Source organism: Nocardioides secundeburneus (genome assembly GCF_039939255.1).
Lineage (GTDB): Bacteria > Actinomycetota > Actinomycetes > Propionibacteriales > Nocardioidaceae > Nocardioides.
In genome coordinates, this window is the sequence record NZ_JBDUUE010000009.1 from 73,228 (window position 1) to 89,457 (window position 16,230).

Below are 16,230 nucleotides of genomic sequence, written 5' to 3' on the forward strand. Positions count from 1 at the left end.
CCTCTTTCCCCCCGGAAACGAACCCATGCTCCACGCCGATGTGAACAGAGCGTGAAAGATGGTCGGACAATCTGCGGCACAGGCGGACGCAGGTTGACCGCATGAGTTGTCATCGATCGCGGCTCCCGCGCGCCCGCCCCGTGCGGACCGCGGTCAGCATCGGGCAGACGGCGTCGCGTGCCGCCTTCGGAGGCGCCGGCGGGGGGAGCGGAGGCGCCAGTGCCGCGCGTCACCAAAACTGGGTAACTGCCCCGAACCCCCTGCGCGGAGCCATCCTGATCACGTGTGATGCCAGGACGGCGCCCCGACGGGCACCGCCTGGCCGACTCCTCCGGTACCACCGGCGGCGTCGGGACTCGAAGGGGGGCTTTGAGTGTTGCGGATGCCTACGGGCCTGGACGGGATCCGGGTCGTCGGTGCGATGGCGGGCGTGGCCGTCCCGGTCCTGACCGCGGTCCAGTTCGAGCCGGGGGGTCTCGATCCTGCCCGGCTGTGGCCGGTGGTGGGACTGACCGCCTACCGGCTCATCCTCATCGCCGCGCTGCTGGTCTACCTGCACTGGTGGATGACCCGGGCGGCCGTGGCGGGATGGATCAGCGTCGCTCTGGCCGTCTCGGCCATCCACGGCCTCACGGTGAGCGGCATCCAGCTCCTCGACGAGGACCTGCGCGGGCAGCACTCGCCGGCGCAGCGGCTGCTGGACGCCCTCGTGTGCGGCGTGGTGCTCGTGCTCGCCCGGCTCGCGGAGTCCCGCCGGCGCTCCCCGGAGCCGCTCGCGCTCATCGCGATCGCCGGCCTGGTCACGGTCTCGCTCGACGTCGTGCTGCTCGGCGTGCTGCCGCCGTTCCCGACCAACGGTTTCACGCAGGGGATCCTGGTCGCGGCGGTGGTCGTGGTCGCCCTGGCGATCGCGGCGACCGTGCTGCGCCTCGGTGCGCTCCCGCCGTGGGCCGGACGACGCCTCGCGATCGCCGTCCTGATCTTCGGCACGACGCAGCTCGGCTACGGCGAGGGCGGCCGCCTCGGCGACTGGTTCTCGCTGGCCGCCCTGACCGCGCTCGTCCTGGGCACGCTGCTCGCGGTCGACACCGCACTCAAGCTGCTGGGCGAGACGATCGCGGCCGACCAGCACGCGTTCGCGTTCCTCGGCCAGCGGGCCGACGACCACGAGCGTGGGCGCGACCAGCTGCACCAGGTCCGCTCCGGGCTCGCCGGTCTCGCGGCGGGTGCGCAGATGCTCCTCGAACGTGAGCAGGCCCGGGGCCGCAGCGGCGCCGACGCCGACGACGACCGCGAGCTGTGCCTGGTGATGCTCGGCGAGATCGAGCGCCTGCGACGCGTGGTCGGCTCCGGGCGGGCCGCGGCCCCTCGGACCGACGACACCACGTGGGCCCCCGACGCGGTCGACACCGACCTGCGCGACGTGCTCGGCCGCCTCGTGGGCGCGCAGGCGCTGCAGGGACGCGACGTCCGGCTGGTCACCACGTGCCCGCTCGCCCGGGGCGACTGGGGCCAGGTGGGCGAGGTGGTGGAGATCCTGCTCGACAACGCGGCGCGGCACGGGCACGGCGCCGGGGTGACCGTCTCGGTCCGCGAGGCGGCACCTGGCCGACGCGGCGACGGGCTCGAGATCGTCGTCGCCGACCGAGGCCCGGGCATCGCACCCGAGGTGGCGGGCGACCTCTTCGGCCGCGGGGTCAAGGGCCCGGACTCGCAGGGTGAGGGCATCGGGCTCGAGATCGCCTCCCGGCTCGCCGGCGACCTCGGCGGCTCGCTCCGCGTCGCCTCGACCGGACCTCGGGGCACCGAGTTCGTCCTCACGATCACCGGTGGCGCGGCCACCGTCGCCCGCGGCGGCTGACGGACGCCGACGACCGACCCGTCGTCCCCCGATCGGGCGAACGGCGGGGGCGCGAGCGCGGGTAGCGTCGCGACGTGCCCGACGTCGGACCGGTGCTGGTCGATCACCGCGAACGCGACAGCGCGATCCCCGACGCCCTGCTCGCGGCCGGCGTCGACGTCGTGCTGACCGACCTGCCCGTCGGCGACTACGTGCTCGGGCCGGGTCTCGCCGTCGAGCGCAAGGGTGCGCACGACCTCGGGTCCTCCGTGCGCGACGGGCGCATCTTCGACCAGGCCGTGCGCCTGCAGTCGACCTACGCCCAGGCGGTGCTGCTGATCGAGGGCGAGCCGCGCGGCATCGCCGAGGACGCCTGGCGCGGCGCTGTCTGCCGGCTCGTCGAGGACGGGTTCACGGTGCTGCACAGCCTCGACGCCGAGGACAGCGCGGCCTGGCTCGTCCGGCTGGCCAAGCGCGCCCGCCGGACGGGACCCACCGCCCGGGCCGAGGGGCCGCGGCGGTCGCCGCGCCATCCCTCGGCGCAGGCCGAGGCGATGCTGTCGGTCGTGCCCGGCATCAGCACGACGATGGCGCGCAGCCTGCTCGCCGCCTACGGCAGCCTCGGCGCGATCGCCGACGCCGGCGCCGACGACCTGCGCCGCCGTCCCGGCATCGGACGCGTGCGCGCGGCCCGCATCACCGAGGCGCTGCACCACACCTTCGTGGCACCGGCCGACCGCGAGCCCGAGCCGGAGCGCGCCGTCCGGGAGCCTCGGGCGCCACGGCGCTGGCTGCTCACCGGGGACGACGACCTGGGCGAGCTGCCGTCGTTCGACCGGCGGGCGATCGCGCTGCGGGCGCTGCGCTCGACACCGCCGGGCACCCGGCTCGTCGACGTCCTCACCGGCGAGGTCGTCGCCACGCACGCATGAGGTCGTGGGTTCAGCTGCGCTTGCCGGGCCACGGGACGAAGAACGAGACGCGACGTTGGTAGTCCTGGTAGGCGGGCCGGTCGCCCATCTTGTCCTCGGTGCGCTTGGCGCCGGTCGCGTAGACGAGGAAGTACGACATCGCGACGGGCGCGGGGAAGGTCCACGCGGCCGGGGCGGAGGCCGCGGCGGCCAGCCACGCGCCGTCCCAGACGACCGAGTCGCCGAAGTAGTTGGGGTGGCGCGACAGGCCCCACAGCCCGGAGTCGAGCACCTCGAGCTCGTCGGGGACGTCGTCGTCGGCGCCGCGCTCCTTGGCCTGCGACTTCTCGGCCATGAACGCCGCCTTCTGGCGGTCGGCGACGGCCTCGGTCACGGCGCCGGCGATCATGACCGCCACACCGGCCGGGAACAGCCATCGGCGCGGCCCCCGGGGCAGCGAGCTCGCCGCGGCGACCTGCAGAGGCGCCGAGACGAGCAGCTGGGCCAGCGCCTGGGTGCCGAAGACCTTGGCCAGGGCGAGCGGCGTCGAGTCGCCGTCGAGGAACTCGGTGTAGCGCTCGTCCTCCTCGTCGGTGCCGGCGAAGCGCTCGAGCATGAGCTTCTCGAGCCGGGCCGCCCACGCGGTGGTCACGCCGGCAAGCACCCAGCGGCGCCAGGGGTCGCCGGTGCCGACCGCGGCGCCGGTGAGGGCGACGGCGGCCAGGCCGGGCCCCCACACGCCGTCGGCGTAGTCGCGGCGTCCGGTGCGGACGGCGAGCGCCGCCGTGCCGGCCTGGAGCAGGCCGACGACGACGGCCGAGGCGCCGGTGACCCGGCGCAGGTTGCGGCGGTCGAGGGACTCGGTGATGGCCATGGGACCGGTCTAGTCCCCGCGACGGCCGCGGGGTCCACCCCGGCGGAGGCGGCGGGAATGTGCAACATTCAACTACCGTTGGACGAGGCAACCCCGCCCGAGCCGATCGGGACCCCGGGGATCCAGCCGAAGGAGCACCGACGATGCCTGCCCAGACCGTCGACGACCTCACCGTGCTCGAGCGCGTCACGGCGCCCGGGCTCGGCGACCAGCCGCGCCCCGTGCGCTCGGTGACCACCGCGCCGCAGGGCTACGAGGGGGAGGGGTTCCCGGTGCGTCGCGCCTTCGCCGGTGTCGACCTCCAGGACCTCGACCCGTTCATCATGATGGACCAGATGGGCGAGGTGGAGTACGCGCCCGGAGAGCCCAAGGGCACCCCGTGGCACCCGCACCGGGGCTTCGAGACCGTCACCTACATCATCGACGGAGTCTTCGAGCACCGCGACTCCCACGGGGGCGGCGGCACGATCACCAACGGCGACACCCAGTGGATGACGGCCGGCTCCGGACTCCTGCACATCGAGACGCCGCCCGAGTGGCTCGTGCAGCAGGGCGGGCTGTTCCACGGCATCCAGTTGTGGGTCAACCTGCCCCGCGACGCCAAGATGACCGCCCCGAAGTACCAGGACATCCGCTCGCGCGAGGTCGCCCTGCTCACCACCCCCGACGCCGGTGCGCTCGTGCGGGTGGTCGCCGGCTCGGTCGACGGGCACGAGGGCCCGGGCGCCACGCACACCCCGATGACGCTCGTGCACGCCACCGTCGAGCCCGGCGCCCGCCTCGACCTGCCCTGGGCCGTCGAGCACAACGCCCTCGTCTACGTGCTCAACGGCCACGGCACCGTCGGCGTCGGCCCCGACGCCGCCCCCGTCAGGACCGGTCAGACCGCCGTCCTCGGCGCCGGCGACTACCTGACCGTCACCGCCGACGGCACCCAGGAGTCGCGCTCGCCGTCCCTCGACGTGGTCGTCGTCGGCGGCCGCCCCCTCCGGGAGCCGCTGGCCTGGGCCGGGCCGTTCGTGATGAACACCAAGGCCGAGGTGCTCGAGGCCTACCAGTCCTTCCAGCGCGGCGACTTCGGACAGCCTGGCTGAGGCCGACCGAGGTGGCTTAGGGTCACCTCACATGGCTCGGATCTACCGCGACGCGTGCGGCGTCCCGCACGTGCGGGGCGCCTCGGTCGCCGACGTCGCGCACGGGCAGGGGCTGGTGACGGCGCGTGACCGGGCGTGGCAGCTCGAGCGGCTTCGCCAACGGGCCACCGGGACGACGGCGAGCACCGTCGGCACCACGGGCGAGGCCTGGGACCGGTTCGCGGTCAGCATGCGGCTGGTCGACACCGCGCAGCGCGCGTTCGCCCGGCTCGGCGCCGAGACGCAGGCCTTCCTCGCCGCCTACGTCGACGGGCTCAACGCCGCCCTGCCGACCACCGCCGACCGGGCCACGCTCGTGCCCGAGCTCGCGACGACCGGCGTCGTCGCGCAGGAGTGGCCGGCCTGGATGCCGCTCGCGACCTTCCACGCCCAGCAGGTGATGTTCGCCGACATCGGCCCCGTCCTGTGGCAGCGCCGGCTCGAGGAGGTGCTCGGTGACGACGCCCACCTGCTGCGCCACGAGGGTCCGTTGCCGGCCGGCAGCAACGCCTGGGCGGTCGGTGGCGCGCGCACGGCGTCCGGGGCGCCGATGATCGGTGGCGACCCGCACCGCACGTTCGAGTCGCCCGGCGTCTACCAGCAGGTGCGGCTCGCCTGCGACGACCCCGACGACGAGCGCGACCGGTTCGACGTCGTGGGGTTCACCTTCGTCGGTCTGCCGGGCGTGCAGCACTTCGCCCACGCCGGCGACGTCGCCTGGGCGATCACCAACGCGATGGCCGACTACCAGGACCTCGACGACGTCGGCCCCGACCACGACGGCCCGACGGTGATGCCGGGGGTCGGGTTCCGCGGCCCGTCGACCGAGCTCGCCGACCTCGGCGCCGAGGCGCTGCTGCCGCTGCTGCGGGCGCGCACCGTCGACGACGTCGACGCGGCCTTCGACGCCTGGGTCGAGCCGGTCAACAACCTCGTCATGGCCGACGTGCACGGCACGGTGCGCTACCGCTGGGCGGGCCGGGTGCCCGTGCGCGACGCCGGCGGCGCCTGGACCGGCTGGCGCGACGACCCGCACCGCGTCGACGTCGGCCCCGACGGCCGGCTCGTCACGGCCAACGACCGTCGCGGCCCCGAGAGCGCCGAGCTCGGTGCGGAGTTCTCGCCACCGCACCGTCGCGAGCGCATCGTGGCCCTGCTCGCCGACCGCACCGGCCTGGTGGCCGACGACTTCGCCGCCATCCACGACGACGCGCTGCTCGGCGGGCTCGACGAGCTGCGGCACCTGCTGCCCGAGCGCCTGCGCGACTTCGACGGCGTCATGCGGGCCGACTCGCTCGCGGCCGGCGCCTTCGCGGCCTGGCGGGCCGCCTTCGTGCGCCGCGTCGCCGCGCACCCCGCCTTCGACGGCCTCCGGGCGCCGGCGCCCGACCCGGTCGTCGCGCCCTGGTTCGACGTCGCGGTCGCGGTCGGGCACGCGCTTCCCGCCCTGGCCGCCGCGACGACGCCGCTCGGCATCGACCTGGCCGTGCTGGCCCGGCTGGCCGACGACGACGTCGCCGACCTCGAGCCGGCGCCGTGGGGCGACGTCCACGTCTTCGACCCGACCCACGCCTTCGACGGGGTGGCCCACCTCGACGCACCGACCGTGCCGCGCACGCCCGTGAGCGGCGACCAGGACTGCGTGCGGTGCACGGGCGGGCTGCCCGGCGTCTTCGAGGGCGCCTACCGCGGTTCGGTGGCCCGCTACGTCTGGGACCTCGCCGACCGCACCGCCGGGGGATGGGTGGTGCCCATGGGGGCCTCCGGCCTGCCCGGCCACGAGCACCACATCGACCAGCTGCCGCTGTGGGCCGAGGCGCGACTCGCCCCGATCGTCACCGACTGGACCGAGCTCGTCGAGGAGACATCATGACCGACCGACTGCGACTCACCCCGCTCGACCCCACGCCGGGCTCGGGCGACGTCGAGGCCGTGCACGCGTGGGTCGTCGAGGACCGCGCGCAGTTCTGGATGATGCGGGACCACACGCTCGACGAGGTCCGCGACATCTACCGGTGGATCACCGACCAGCCCACCCACGCCGCCTACCTCGTCCGCGAGGGCGACGAGCGCCGAGGGCTGTTCCAGACCTACGACCCGCGGGCCGAGGAGATCGGCGAGCACTACGAGGTGCGCGACGGCGACGTCGGCATCCACCTCATGCTCGCCCCCGCCGTCGAGGTGCGGCCCGGCTTCACCTGGGACGTCGCGGCGCTGGTCGGCGACGCCGTGTTCGGCGACCCCGGGGTGCACCGCCTGGTCGTCGAGCCCGACGCGCGCAACGCCAAGGCCGTCGGGCGCGCGCAAGCGCTGGGTTTCACGATGGAGAAGGTGGTCGAGCTGTCGACCAAGCCGGCGAGCCTCGGGTTCCTGACCCGCGACGTCTACGAGAGCGTCTTCTCGAAGAACAGCTCGGCGTAGGGGTTGTTGTTGTAGCGCTCCACCCGCCGGTAGCCGGCCTTGTCGTACATCGCGATGGCGGCGGTCAGCCCGCCGTTGGTGTCGAGCCGGACGGCGGTGCTGCCGCGCTCGGCCGCCAGCGTCTCGAGGTGGCGCAGCAGCCGGCCACCGAGACCGGTGCCGCGGCAGGAGCCGTCGACCCACATGCGCTTGACCTCGTCGACGCCGGGCGCGATGCGCTGGAGGCCGCCGCACGCCACCGGTCGCCCGTCGCGGAGCGCGACCGTGACCACCTCGAGCGGCGCCGGGGTGCCGGGGTCGAAGCCCGACGGGAACAGGGCGTCGAGCTCGGCGACGTAGTGGCCCATGGCCTCGGTCGCCACGGCGCCGGCCGGGTCGACCTCGATGAACTCGTCGTGCACGTCGTCCACGGTAGTGAGCCGCGGACGTCGAGCGCACACGGGTCGCCGGAGTCCCATACGCTGACGCCTGAACCCACCGGCACCCCAGGAGGCGTCGTGGCTCCTGACGGCCACCGGATCGGCGTCGTACGACCGATCCATCGGATCATGCGTCTGATCAACAGTGGCGCCGACCTCGTCGAGGCGCTCGACGCGGTCACTCAGGGTGTGGTCGACGCCGTCGGGTTCGAGGTGGCCGCGATCCGCTGGCTGACGGGCGGCCACGACCTCGAGGTGGTCTCGGTCGCCGGCAACGACGACGCCCGCGACTCCCTGCTCGGCACCCGGGTCCCGATGAGCGAGATCGAGGTCGAGCTCGAGGCCTCCGAGTCGTGGGGCTCGCTGCTGTTTCTCCCCGCCGGCCGCCTGGCGGGTGCCGACGACGGATGGGTGCCCGACCGCCCGGCCGGGGTGTCCGCGGGGTCGTGGCAGCCCGAGGACACCCTCCGGGCACCGCTGCGCTCGCCCGAGGGCGAGCTGCTCGGCATCCTGGCCGTCGACCTGCCCCGCGACGGTCTCCGTCCGAACCGCGCGACGTGCGAGCTGCTCGAGATGTACGCCGACCTGGCCGGGCTGGCCCTCGGTGCCGCCCGACGGGCCCAGGCGCTCGAGCGCCGGGTCCGGCTCGACGCCGACACCCAGCACGCCATCGCGACCGGGGTCGGGTTCCTCGGCCTGCAGGACCTCCTCGACGCGAGCGCCCGCCGCACGGCCGACGCCCTCGGGGCGGAGTTCCTCTGGATGCGCGTCCTCGGCTCCGCGGAGGTCGGGCAGCAGGGCGCGGTCGCCGTCGTCGGCACCCTCGAGACCCCGCCGGCGCCGCAGGCCGTCGTCCGCCAGGCGCGGGACGACGCGCAGGAGGCCTGGCGACGCGGTCACGCGGTGCTCGCCACCTACCGCGACGGCACCTGGGAGCGCACGTCGTCCGACTGGACCGGTCGCGGCGCGCGCGTCCCCGTCGCCGACGGACGGGCCGGCTGGGTGCGCGGCGCACCGGCCGCCGTCGACCAGCTCGCCGGAGCGCGGGGGGCCATGTCGTTCCTCGAGCCGCAGGGCGTGCAGCAGGTGCTGCTGTGCCCGATCGGCTCGGGGGAGGAGTGCCTCGGCTACTTCGTCACCGGCCGCACCGACGGCGAGACGTGGGCCGGCGAGGAGATCGAGGCGGCGTTGCGCATCGCCCGGCACCTCGGGCAGTCGGTGGTCAGCGCCCGTCTCGCCGTCCGCGAGCGCGACCTGATCGCCCGGCTCGAGTCGCTCGACCGGTACCGCCACGACCTCGTCTCGACCGTCTCGCACGAGCTCCGGACGCCGCTCGCCTCCGTCATGGGCTACCTCGAGCTCATCGAGGACGCCACGCCGCAGGAGCACCAGCAGCACGTCTACCGCGAGGTCGTGCAGCGCAACCTGCGGCGCATGCTGACCCTGACCGACGAGCTGCTGCTCCTCAAGCGGCTCGGTGCCGGCGGCCCGGGGGAGGCCGACGACCTCGACGAGCCGGGCCTCGACGTCGACCTCGTCGACGTCGTGCGCGGCGTCGTCGGTTCGCTGGCCCAGCGCGCGGGGGCGGCTCAGGTGCGGCTCGACGTCGAGCCGGCGCCGCAGCAGCCGCTCGTCGTGCGCGGCCGTCCCGACGAGCTCGAGCGCGTCGTGCTCAACCTGGTCGCCAACGCGATCAAGTACACCCCGGCCGGCGGCCGGGTCGCGGTCGGCCTGGTGCGCGACGAGCGCGTCGTCGACGTCGTCGTGAGCGACACCGGCCTCGGCATCAGCCGCGACGACCAGTCGCGGCTGTTCGCGGAGTTCTTCCGTTCCACCAACCCCGCGGCCCTGGCGCTGCCGGGCACCGGTCTCGGGCTGAGCATCGTGCGCGCGATCGTGCAACGCCACGGCGGCTCGATCCAGGTCGTCTCCGAGCCCGGCGAGGGCAGCACCTTCACGGTGCGGCTGCCGGTCGGTCGAACGGATCGGATGGACTAGTCGGTGCGGTGCGGCAGGGCGCAGACCTCGAGCACGCGCTGGGCGATCGTGCCCCGGGCCGCGACCAGGTCGAGCTGGTTGCCGTGCGAGCGCGCCTTCTGCTCCGACGTCACGAGCACGCCGACCGCCGCGCTCGGCAGGTAGGTCACCGCGCTCAGGTCGATCGTCAGCGGTTTCGTGAAGTCGTCGCTCGCACTCCGGAGGCTCTCGAGCAGGACGTCGGCCATCGTCTCGTCGACCTCACCGCTCACGGTCAGGCAGGACCGCTCCGAATCGAGGTGCGTGGCGAAGTCGACGTCGGGCACGCACGAAGAATAGGGCCACGGTGTTCGTCCGTGGGGGTGAGACCCCCTAGTGGGGGTTCTGAGAGCCTGTGGACTCGGCGATCATCGTCGGTGGCGGACGCCCTGACCCGCCTCCACCCCTACCGACATCCCTACCGAACTGCGGCGAGAAGGTCACGTGATCGACGATCCGATGGAGGAGATCCTCTCGGTGCTGCAGGACGTCGTCCTGCCGGCTGGTGTCCCGGTGGTCCCCGACTTCGAGACCGCGGCCCGGTTCTCGATCGCAGCCGACGTCGGCGAGTCGTCCGGCGCCTGGTTCGACGTCCTGCCCGCCGACGACGGCCGCCTCACGCTCGTGCTCGGGCAGGTGCCCGGCAGCGGCATGGTCGCCGTCGCGGCGGCGTCCGCGGCGGCCGCCGTCCTCCGCGCCTCGCTGCGGCACAGCGGCGACCTCGCCACGGCGCTCTCGCTCCTCGAGACCCATGCCGCGATGACTCCCGATGCCCGGGGCACCGTGCTCGCGGTGGCGACGGTCGATCCGCACGACCGGGTCGTGACCTACGCGGTGGCCGGGCACGACGGGCCTGTCGTCTCGCCGCGCGGGGGTGCCGGTCGCCGACTCGGCGTCCACGGCCCCGCGCTCGGTCACGGCGTCGTGCCGTCGGTCGCGCTCGAGACCCTCGCCGACGGCGACGTCGTGGCGCTCGAGCTCGGCGTCACCGACCTGCCGGCGCAGCTCGACCACCACCGCGCCGAGAGCCTCGAGGCGACCTGCGACGCCGTGTCCGAGCAGGTGATGACCGTCGCCGAGAGGGGCGTCGTCGCGGTGGTCGCGGCCGGCCTCCCCGGACGACGCACCGCCGACCTGATGGTGCGCCTCCCGCACGACGAGCTCGCCTCGCGCCGTGCGCGGCACGAGCTCGGCGAGTGGCTCGAGCGTTGCGGTGCGACGGCGATGGACTCCCTCTCGGTGGTGCAGGCCACCGGAGAGCTGATCGCCAACGCCCTCGAGCACGCCTATCCCGCGCGCGACGTCGACGCCGTGGTCGAGCTCCGGGCCTGCCACCGCCCGAGCGGCGAGGTGGTCGTCGAGGTCGTCGACCACGGCCACTGGCGCCGGGAGACCGACGAGGCCGGACGCGGCCGAGGGCTGGCCATGGCGGCCGGCCTCGTCTCCGGGCTCGAGGTCGTCACCGGTCCCGACGGCACCCGCGGCCGCGTGTCCCAGCCGCTGGGGCGACCTGTCGCGGTGCGCCGGCACCCCGTCGTCCACCCCCCGGAGGCCGTGGTCGACATCCACCGAGACGCTCCCGACCGCCTGCGGCTGACCGGTGACTTCGGGCACGACGAGGTCGAACGGGTCGGGCACGAGCTCGGCCTGGCCACCCGTGGCGGCACGCGTCCCGTCGTCCTCGACCTGTCCGACCTGGTGGCCGTCTCGGCCGGGGCACTACGGCTCCTGGGCGACCTCGTCGCCACCGACCACGGCCCGACGAGGGTCGAGCTGCGCGCCCGGCAGGGGTCGGTCGCGCAACGCGAGCTCACCCGAGCCGGGATCGCGCACGATGCCTCCTGAGGGGCCCGTGCGGGTGGCGATGGCGCCCGACGCCCCCCTGGTGGTGGCCGGGCTCGCCACGCTGATCGTCTCGGTCGGCGCGCGCGTCGTCCCGGCGCAGCTGCCCTCCGAGCGCGCGGCGCTGCCGAGCGTCGACGTCGTGCTCTACGACCCGACCCGTGGTCTGCCCGACTGGCTGCGGCCCGGCACCGGGCCCGGGTGGCCGGTGCTCATCGGCTTCAGCTGGACGGTCGACCCACGCACCCAGGAGCAGGCCCGCACCGACGGCGCTCGGGCCCTGCTCTCCAAGGACCTGCCGGCGCCGCGGATCGTCGAGGCGATCGAGCGGGTGCACCTCGGTCGGCTCACCGGGTTCGTGGTCAGCGACCACGTCCAGCACGAGGCCGCCGACGAGGTGCGGCCCGAAGGGCTGACCGCGCGCGAGCTGCAGGTCGTCGAGCTGATCACCTCCGGGCTCAGCAACGAGGAGATCGCTCGCAACCTCTACCTGAGCATCAACTCGGTCAAGACCTACATCCGCACCGCCTACCGCAAGATCGGCGTCACGCGTCGGCCCCAAGCCGTGCTGTGGGGGGTGCAGCAGGGCCTCGCCGGTCACGACCCGGCAGCGGCACCGCACGGGCGAGGCTGAGCCGTACAGGGCAAGAGCCCGGTCGGACCTGAGTCTCGACCGGGCTCTTCCTGGGGTGAGTAACGGGACTTGAACCCGCGACATCCGCCACCACAAGGCGGCGCTCTACCAACTGAGCTATACCCACCAGGACCCGCTCGGCGGCAGGCCACCGGCGGACTCCGAGGAGTGTAGTGCTTCGACGCCTCCGGTGCCGAATCTGCGGACCCGGCCCGCGATCAGGCGGGACCGAGGCCGGTGAGCGACCCGCCGTGACGCTGGGCCGACTCCTTGGCGGCCGCCGACTCGGGGCCGGGGGAGGGCACGAAGACGGTGTCGCGGTAGTAGCGCAGCTCCTCGATGCTCTCCTGGATGTCGGCCAGGGCCCGGTGGTTGCCGCGCTTGGTGGGGGCCGCGAAGTAGGCCCGGGGGAACCACCGTCGCGCGAGCTCCTTGATCGAGGAGACGTCGACGATGCGGTAGTGCAGGAACGCGTCGAGGTCGTGCATGTCGCGGGCCAGGAACGAGCGATCGGTCGCGACGGTGTTGCCGGCCAGCGGCGGACGGCTGTCGGCGGGGCAGTGGGCGCGCAGGTAGGTCATCACCTGCTCCTCGGCCTCGGCGAGGGAGACGCCGTGCTCGAGCTGGTCGAGCAGGCCGGAGGTCTCGTGCATCGAGCGCACGAACGGCACCATCTGGTCGAGCGCCTCGGCCGGCGGCTTGACGATGATGTCGACGCCGTCGCCGAGCACGGTGAGGTCGAAGTCGGTCACGAGGGCGGCGACCTCGACCAGCGCGTCGGCCCCGAGGTCGAGACCGGTCATCTCGCAGTCGATCCAGACCAGGCGTTCGTTGGCGGCACTCACGGTCGGTCACCCTACGGCCTCCCGGCGCCGTCCGCCCCGTCGAGCCGGCTCTCAGGCCGGGCTCAGACCGGGCGGATACCGTCGGCGGATATGACGACGACCCTGCGCCACTGGCTCGCGCTGCTCGCGCGCGTCGTCGTCGGCGTCGTCCTGGTCTGGGCGGGCCTGGCCAAGGTGGCCGACCCGCTCGGCAGCGTCGCGGCGGTCAACGCCTACGACCTGCTGCCCGGCTCGCTCGTCGAGCCGATCGGCTACGGGCTGCCGGCCGTCGAGATCGTCGCCGGCGCCGCCCTCGTGCTCGGGATCATGACGCGCGGGGCGGCGGTGCTCGCGGCGTTGCTGTTCCTCGCCTTCGTCATCGGCATCTCCACGGCCTGGGCCCGCGGCCTCGAGATCGACTGCGGCTGCTTCGGCGGCGGGGGCTACGACCCCGACGCGAGCTCGAGCTACCCGTGGGAGATCGCCCGCGACGTCGCGCTGCTGGCGGCGTCGCTGTTCGTCGTGAGGGTCGGAGCCGGGCGGCTCGCCCTCGACTCGCTGTTGTTCCGCCGCTCTACCGTGAGTGCCGACGTCGACGACGACGTCGCGCACGACCGTCACCCCGATCATCGCCCCGATCGCCGTACAGGAGAGGTCTAGCCCCGTGGCCAGCAAGTCCAAGGCCGAGACGAAGGCCGCCGAGCGCGCCGCCCGTCTCGCCGAGCTCGAGAAGCAGAAGAAGGCGCAGGAGCGTAAGCGCAACCTCATGGTCGGCGGTGTGGTCGGCGTCGTCCTGGTGCTCGTCGCGGCCGCGATCGCCTTCGCCGTCACCCGTGGCAGCGACGTCGCCGACGGCATCCAGGCCGGCGACAGCGACTACGGCCTGACGATCGGCGATCCCGACGCCCCGCGCCAGGTCGTCATCTACGAGGACTTCCTCTGTCCGATCTGCGGTCAGCTCGAGGCCGACACCAACCAGCAGCTCGCCGACATGGCCGAGGCCGGCGACGTCTACGTCGACTACCGCCCCTTCAACCTGTTCGAGGGCGACCCGTACTCGATCGAGTCGGTGAGCGCGTTCGGCGCCGTCCTGCAGGAGTCCGGACCGGAGGTCGCCAAGAAGTTCCACGACGAGCTCTTCGCCGACCAGCCCGCCGAGGGTGACACCGCCCAGTACCCCGACACCGACTGGTTCGTCCAGAAGGCCGTCGAGGCCGGTGCCGACGAGGCGACGATCCGCCCGCTGATCGAGGCGGGGGAGAACGACTTCGCCCGCGGGGCGACCGCGGAGGCCGTCGACAACGGCATCACCGGCACGCCGACCGTGATCGTCGACGGCAAGCCCCTGACCAACTGGAACACGCTGCTCGACGAGCTCGAGAGCTGACGACTAGGCACCGTGGGTCACCCGCTGGCAGCATCCGGCGGGTGACCCACACCCACGCCGAGTTCATCGCCGGGCTGCCCAAGGCCGAGCTGCACGTGCACCACGTCGGGTCGGCCTCGATGCGCATCGTCGCCGAGCTCGCCGAGCGTCACCCGGGCACCGTGCCGTCGGAGCCCGACGCCCTGCGAGCGTTCTACGAGTTCCGCGACTTCGCCCACTTCATCGAGGTCTACCTCGCCGTCGTCGGGCTGATCCGCACCGGCGAGGACGTGCGCTACCTGACCTACGAGGTCGCCCGGGAGCTGGCGACCGAGCAGCACGTGCGCTACGCCGAGCTGACCTGCACGCCGTACACCTCGGTGCAGAGCGGCATCGCGATCGAGGCCTACACCGAGGCCATCGAGGACGCCCGGGTCGCCGCCGAGCGCGACTTCGGCCTGGTGCTCCGCTGGATCTACGACATCCCGGGCGAGAGCGGCGTCCCGGCGGCCGACGCGACGCTGTCCTACGCCCTCGACCACGGGCCCGGTTCGCTGGTCGCGTTCGGTCTCGGCGGGCCGGAGATCGGCGTGCCACGCGGGCAGTTCCAGCCGCACTTCGAGCAGGCCGTCGCCGCCGGGCTGCACTCGGTGCCGCACGCGGGCGAGACGACCGGGCCCGACACGATCTGGGACTCCCTGCGCCTGCTCGGCGCCGAGCGCATCGGCCACGGGACGTCGGCCGCCGCCGACCCCGCCCTGCTGACCCACCTCGCCGAGCGGGCGATCCCGCTCGAGGTGTGCCCGTCGTCCAACATCGCCACGCGAGCCGTCGCGAGCCTGGAGGAGCACCCGCTCGCCCGGTTCGTCGAGGCCGGCGTCGTCGTCACCGTCAACTCCGACGACCCGCCGATGTTCGGCACCACGCTCAACCGCGAGTACGAGATCGCCGCCGACCTGCTGGGCCTCGACGAGCACGGCCTCGCCGACCTCGCCCGCTCGGGCGTCGCGGCCTCGTTCGCCCCCGACGAGGTCAAGACGCGCCTGTACGACGAGATCGCCGAGCACGCCGGTGGCGTGTCGTAGCCCACGTCGACTGGCCTCGCGCCCCGGTCGTCTGGGACAGTGGATCCATCGAAGGGGAGTAGTTCCCGTCCATCGCTCCGTTCGCGGGGCGCGGAGGTACGTCGACATACTGGTGGCCACGGCCACCCGGCGTGCCGCCCGACCGGCTCGGCTGGTCGGGTGAACGAGACCTTCGGCACTGTCACCGTGCCGAAGCGACCCCAGGTTCCTCCGGCACCCGAACCGGAAAGCACCCGATGTCGTTCCTCACCCTGTTCCTGATCGCCGTCGGCCTCTCGGCCGACGCCTTCGCCGTCGCCCTCGGCAAGGGCCTGCAGATGAAGCGGCTCGCCGGCCGCGGCATCCTGGCGCTCGCCCTGTGCTTCGGCCTCTTCCAGGGCCTGATGCCCGTGCTCGGCTGGGCCCTCGCGACCGGGTTCGCCGACTACGTCACCGCGGTCGACCACTGGATCGCCTTCGTCCTGCTCGCCGCGATCGGCGGCAAGATGATCTGGGAGGCGTTCGCCGACGACGACGAGGAGGAGGGCGACGGCACGGTCCCGTTCGGCGAGCTGATGGTGCTCGGCGTCGCGACCAGCATCGACGCCCTCGCGGTCGGCATCTCGTTCGCGTTCCTCGACGTCTCCGTGGCCGGCGCCGCCGTGCTCATCGGCGTGACGACGTTCTGCCTCACCGCCGTCGGCGTCGTGCTCGGTCACCGGGCGGGGGTGCGCTTCCGCGGCCCGGCCGAGGTCGTGGGCGGGCTCGTGCTCATCGGCATCGGCGTCAAGATCCTGCTCGAGCACACCGGCGTGCTCTGAGCCGGGACGCCGGGCGGGGCCGGGCCGGGACGTACGAGGCCCCGTCGACTCATACTCGACGGGGC

Annotated in this window: 16 protein-coding genes and 1 tRNA gene; 12 read left to right on the forward strand and 5 right to left on the reverse strand. The window is 73.7% G+C overall.

Annotated features, from left to right (window positions below):
• Positions 1-382 precede the first annotated feature (382 nt).
• Entirely contained in the window at positions 383-1,861 is a 1,479-nt protein-coding gene (locus tag ABFT23_RS21820) for a sensor histidine kinase (protein WP_347899084.1), read from the forward strand.
• Positions 1,862-1,935: 74 nt separating this feature from the next.
• Positions 1,936-2,772 carry an ERCC4 domain-containing protein gene (locus tag ABFT23_RS21825; RefSeq protein WP_347899086.1) on the forward strand — a complete coding sequence of 279 codons (837 nt, stop codon included), beginning with the start codon at positions 1,936-1,938 and terminating at the stop codon, positions 2,770-2,772.
• A gap of 10 nt (positions 2,773-2,782) precedes the next feature.
• On the opposite strand, the gene ABFT23_RS21830 is transcribed toward ABFT23_RS21825, so the two are convergent.
• Positions 2,783-3,625 carry a DUF1295 domain-containing protein gene (locus tag ABFT23_RS21830; protein ID WP_347899088.1) on the reverse strand — a complete coding sequence of 281 codons (843 nt, stop codon included), beginning with the start codon at positions 3,623-3,625 and terminating at the stop codon, positions 2,783-2,785.
• Between the two features lie 143 nt (positions 3,626-3,768).
• Here ABFT23_RS21830 and ABFT23_RS21835 point away from each other — a divergent pair, with 143 nt between their 5' ends.
• Genes ABFT23_RS21835 through ABFT23_RS21845 form a run of 3 tightly spaced genes read left to right on the forward strand, consistent with a single transcriptional unit; the run spans position 3,769 to position 7,179 of the window.
• Positions 3,769-4,719, forward strand: a complete 951-nt coding sequence (locus ABFT23_RS21835; protein WP_347899090.1) for a pirin family protein — start codon at positions 3,769-3,771, stop codon at positions 4,717-4,719.
• Between the two features lie 31 nt (positions 4,720-4,750).
• Positions 4,751-6,631: a penicillin acylase family protein gene (locus tag ABFT23_RS21840; RefSeq protein WP_347899091.1), complete on the forward strand. Its 1,881-nt coding sequence runs from the start codon at positions 4,751-4,753 to the stop codon at positions 6,629-6,631.
• Positions 6,628-7,179, forward strand: a complete 552-nt coding sequence (locus tag ABFT23_RS21845) for a GNAT family N-acetyltransferase (RefSeq protein WP_347899092.1) — start codon at positions 6,628-6,630, stop codon at positions 7,177-7,179. The genes ABFT23_RS21840 and ABFT23_RS21845 overlap by 4 nt, the downstream gene beginning before the upstream one ends.
• Here the strand turns inward: ABFT23_RS21845 and ABFT23_RS21850 are convergent.
• Positions 7,143-7,580: a GNAT family N-acetyltransferase gene (locus ABFT23_RS21850; RefSeq protein WP_347899094.1), complete on the reverse strand. Its 438-nt coding sequence runs from the start codon at positions 7,578-7,580 to the stop codon at positions 7,143-7,145. The genes ABFT23_RS21845 and ABFT23_RS21850 overlap by 37 nt on opposite strands.
• Before the next feature lie 147 nt (positions 7,581-7,727).
• Here ABFT23_RS21850 and ABFT23_RS21855 point away from each other — a divergent pair, with 147 nt between their 5' ends.
• On the forward strand, positions 7,728-9,596 hold the full coding sequence (locus tag ABFT23_RS21855; protein ID WP_347899096.1) for a GAF domain-containing sensor histidine kinase: 1,869 nt from the start codon (positions 7,728-7,730) through the stop codon (positions 9,594-9,596).
• Here the strand turns inward: ABFT23_RS21855 and ABFT23_RS21860 are convergent.
• A complete protein-coding gene (locus ABFT23_RS21860) occupies positions 9,593-9,901 on the reverse strand; it encodes an STAS domain-containing protein (RefSeq protein ID WP_347899097.1) in 309 nt (102 codons plus the stop codon). The two genes, ABFT23_RS21855 and ABFT23_RS21860, sit on opposite strands and share 4 nt — an antisense overlap.
• A 157-nt stretch (positions 9,902-10,058) precedes the next feature.
• On the opposite strand from ABFT23_RS21860, the gene ABFT23_RS21865 reads away from it, so the two are divergent.
• Positions 10,059-11,459: an ATP-binding SpoIIE family protein phosphatase gene (locus ABFT23_RS21865; RefSeq protein WP_347899099.1), complete on the forward strand. Its 1,401-nt coding sequence runs from the start codon at positions 10,059-10,061 to the stop codon at positions 11,457-11,459.
• Complete coding sequence (locus ABFT23_RS21870; protein WP_347899101.1) at positions 11,449-12,090, forward strand: response regulator transcription factor; 642 nt, start codon at positions 11,449-11,451, stop codon at positions 12,088-12,090. The genes ABFT23_RS21865 and ABFT23_RS21870 overlap by 11 nt, the downstream gene beginning before the upstream one ends.
• 51 nt (positions 12,091-12,141) lie before the next feature.
• Here ABFT23_RS21870 and ABFT23_RS21875 read toward each other — a convergent pair.
• Both ABFT23_RS21875 and orn read right to left on the reverse strand, forming a co-directional pair.
• A tRNA-His gene (locus ABFT23_RS21875) sits at positions 12,142-12,217 on the reverse strand.
• Between the two features lie 91 nt (positions 12,218-12,308).
• Positions 12,309-12,935: an oligoribonuclease gene (gene orn, locus ABFT23_RS21880; RefSeq protein ID WP_347899103.1), complete on the reverse strand. Its 627-nt coding sequence runs from the start codon at positions 12,933-12,935 to the stop codon at positions 12,309-12,311.
• Between the two features lie 90 nt (positions 12,936-13,025).
• Between orn and ABFT23_RS21885 the strand changes: the two genes are divergently transcribed.
• The 4 genes from ABFT23_RS21885 (at position 13,026) to ABFT23_RS21900 (ending at position 16,165) form a co-directional block, all read left to right on the forward strand.
• Positions 13,026-13,574, forward strand: a complete 549-nt coding sequence (locus ABFT23_RS21885; protein ID WP_347899104.1) for a MauE/DoxX family redox-associated membrane protein — start codon at positions 13,026-13,028, stop codon at positions 13,572-13,574.
• 4 nt (positions 13,575-13,578) lie between these two features.
• Positions 13,579-14,301, forward strand: coding sequence for a DsbA family protein (locus ABFT23_RS21890; RefSeq protein WP_347899106.1), 723 nt, complete (start codon positions 13,579-13,581; stop codon positions 14,299-14,301).
• Between the two features lie 41 nt (positions 14,302-14,342).
• A complete protein-coding gene (locus ABFT23_RS21895) occupies positions 14,343-15,365 on the forward strand; it encodes an adenosine deaminase (protein ID WP_347899108.1) in 1,023 nt (340 codons plus the stop codon).
• 236 nt (positions 15,366-15,601) lie between these two features.
• Entirely contained in the window at positions 15,602-16,165 is a 564-nt protein-coding gene (locus tag ABFT23_RS21900; RefSeq protein ID WP_347899110.1) for a manganese efflux pump MntP, read from the forward strand.
• Positions 16,166-16,230: the final 65 nt, after the last annotated feature.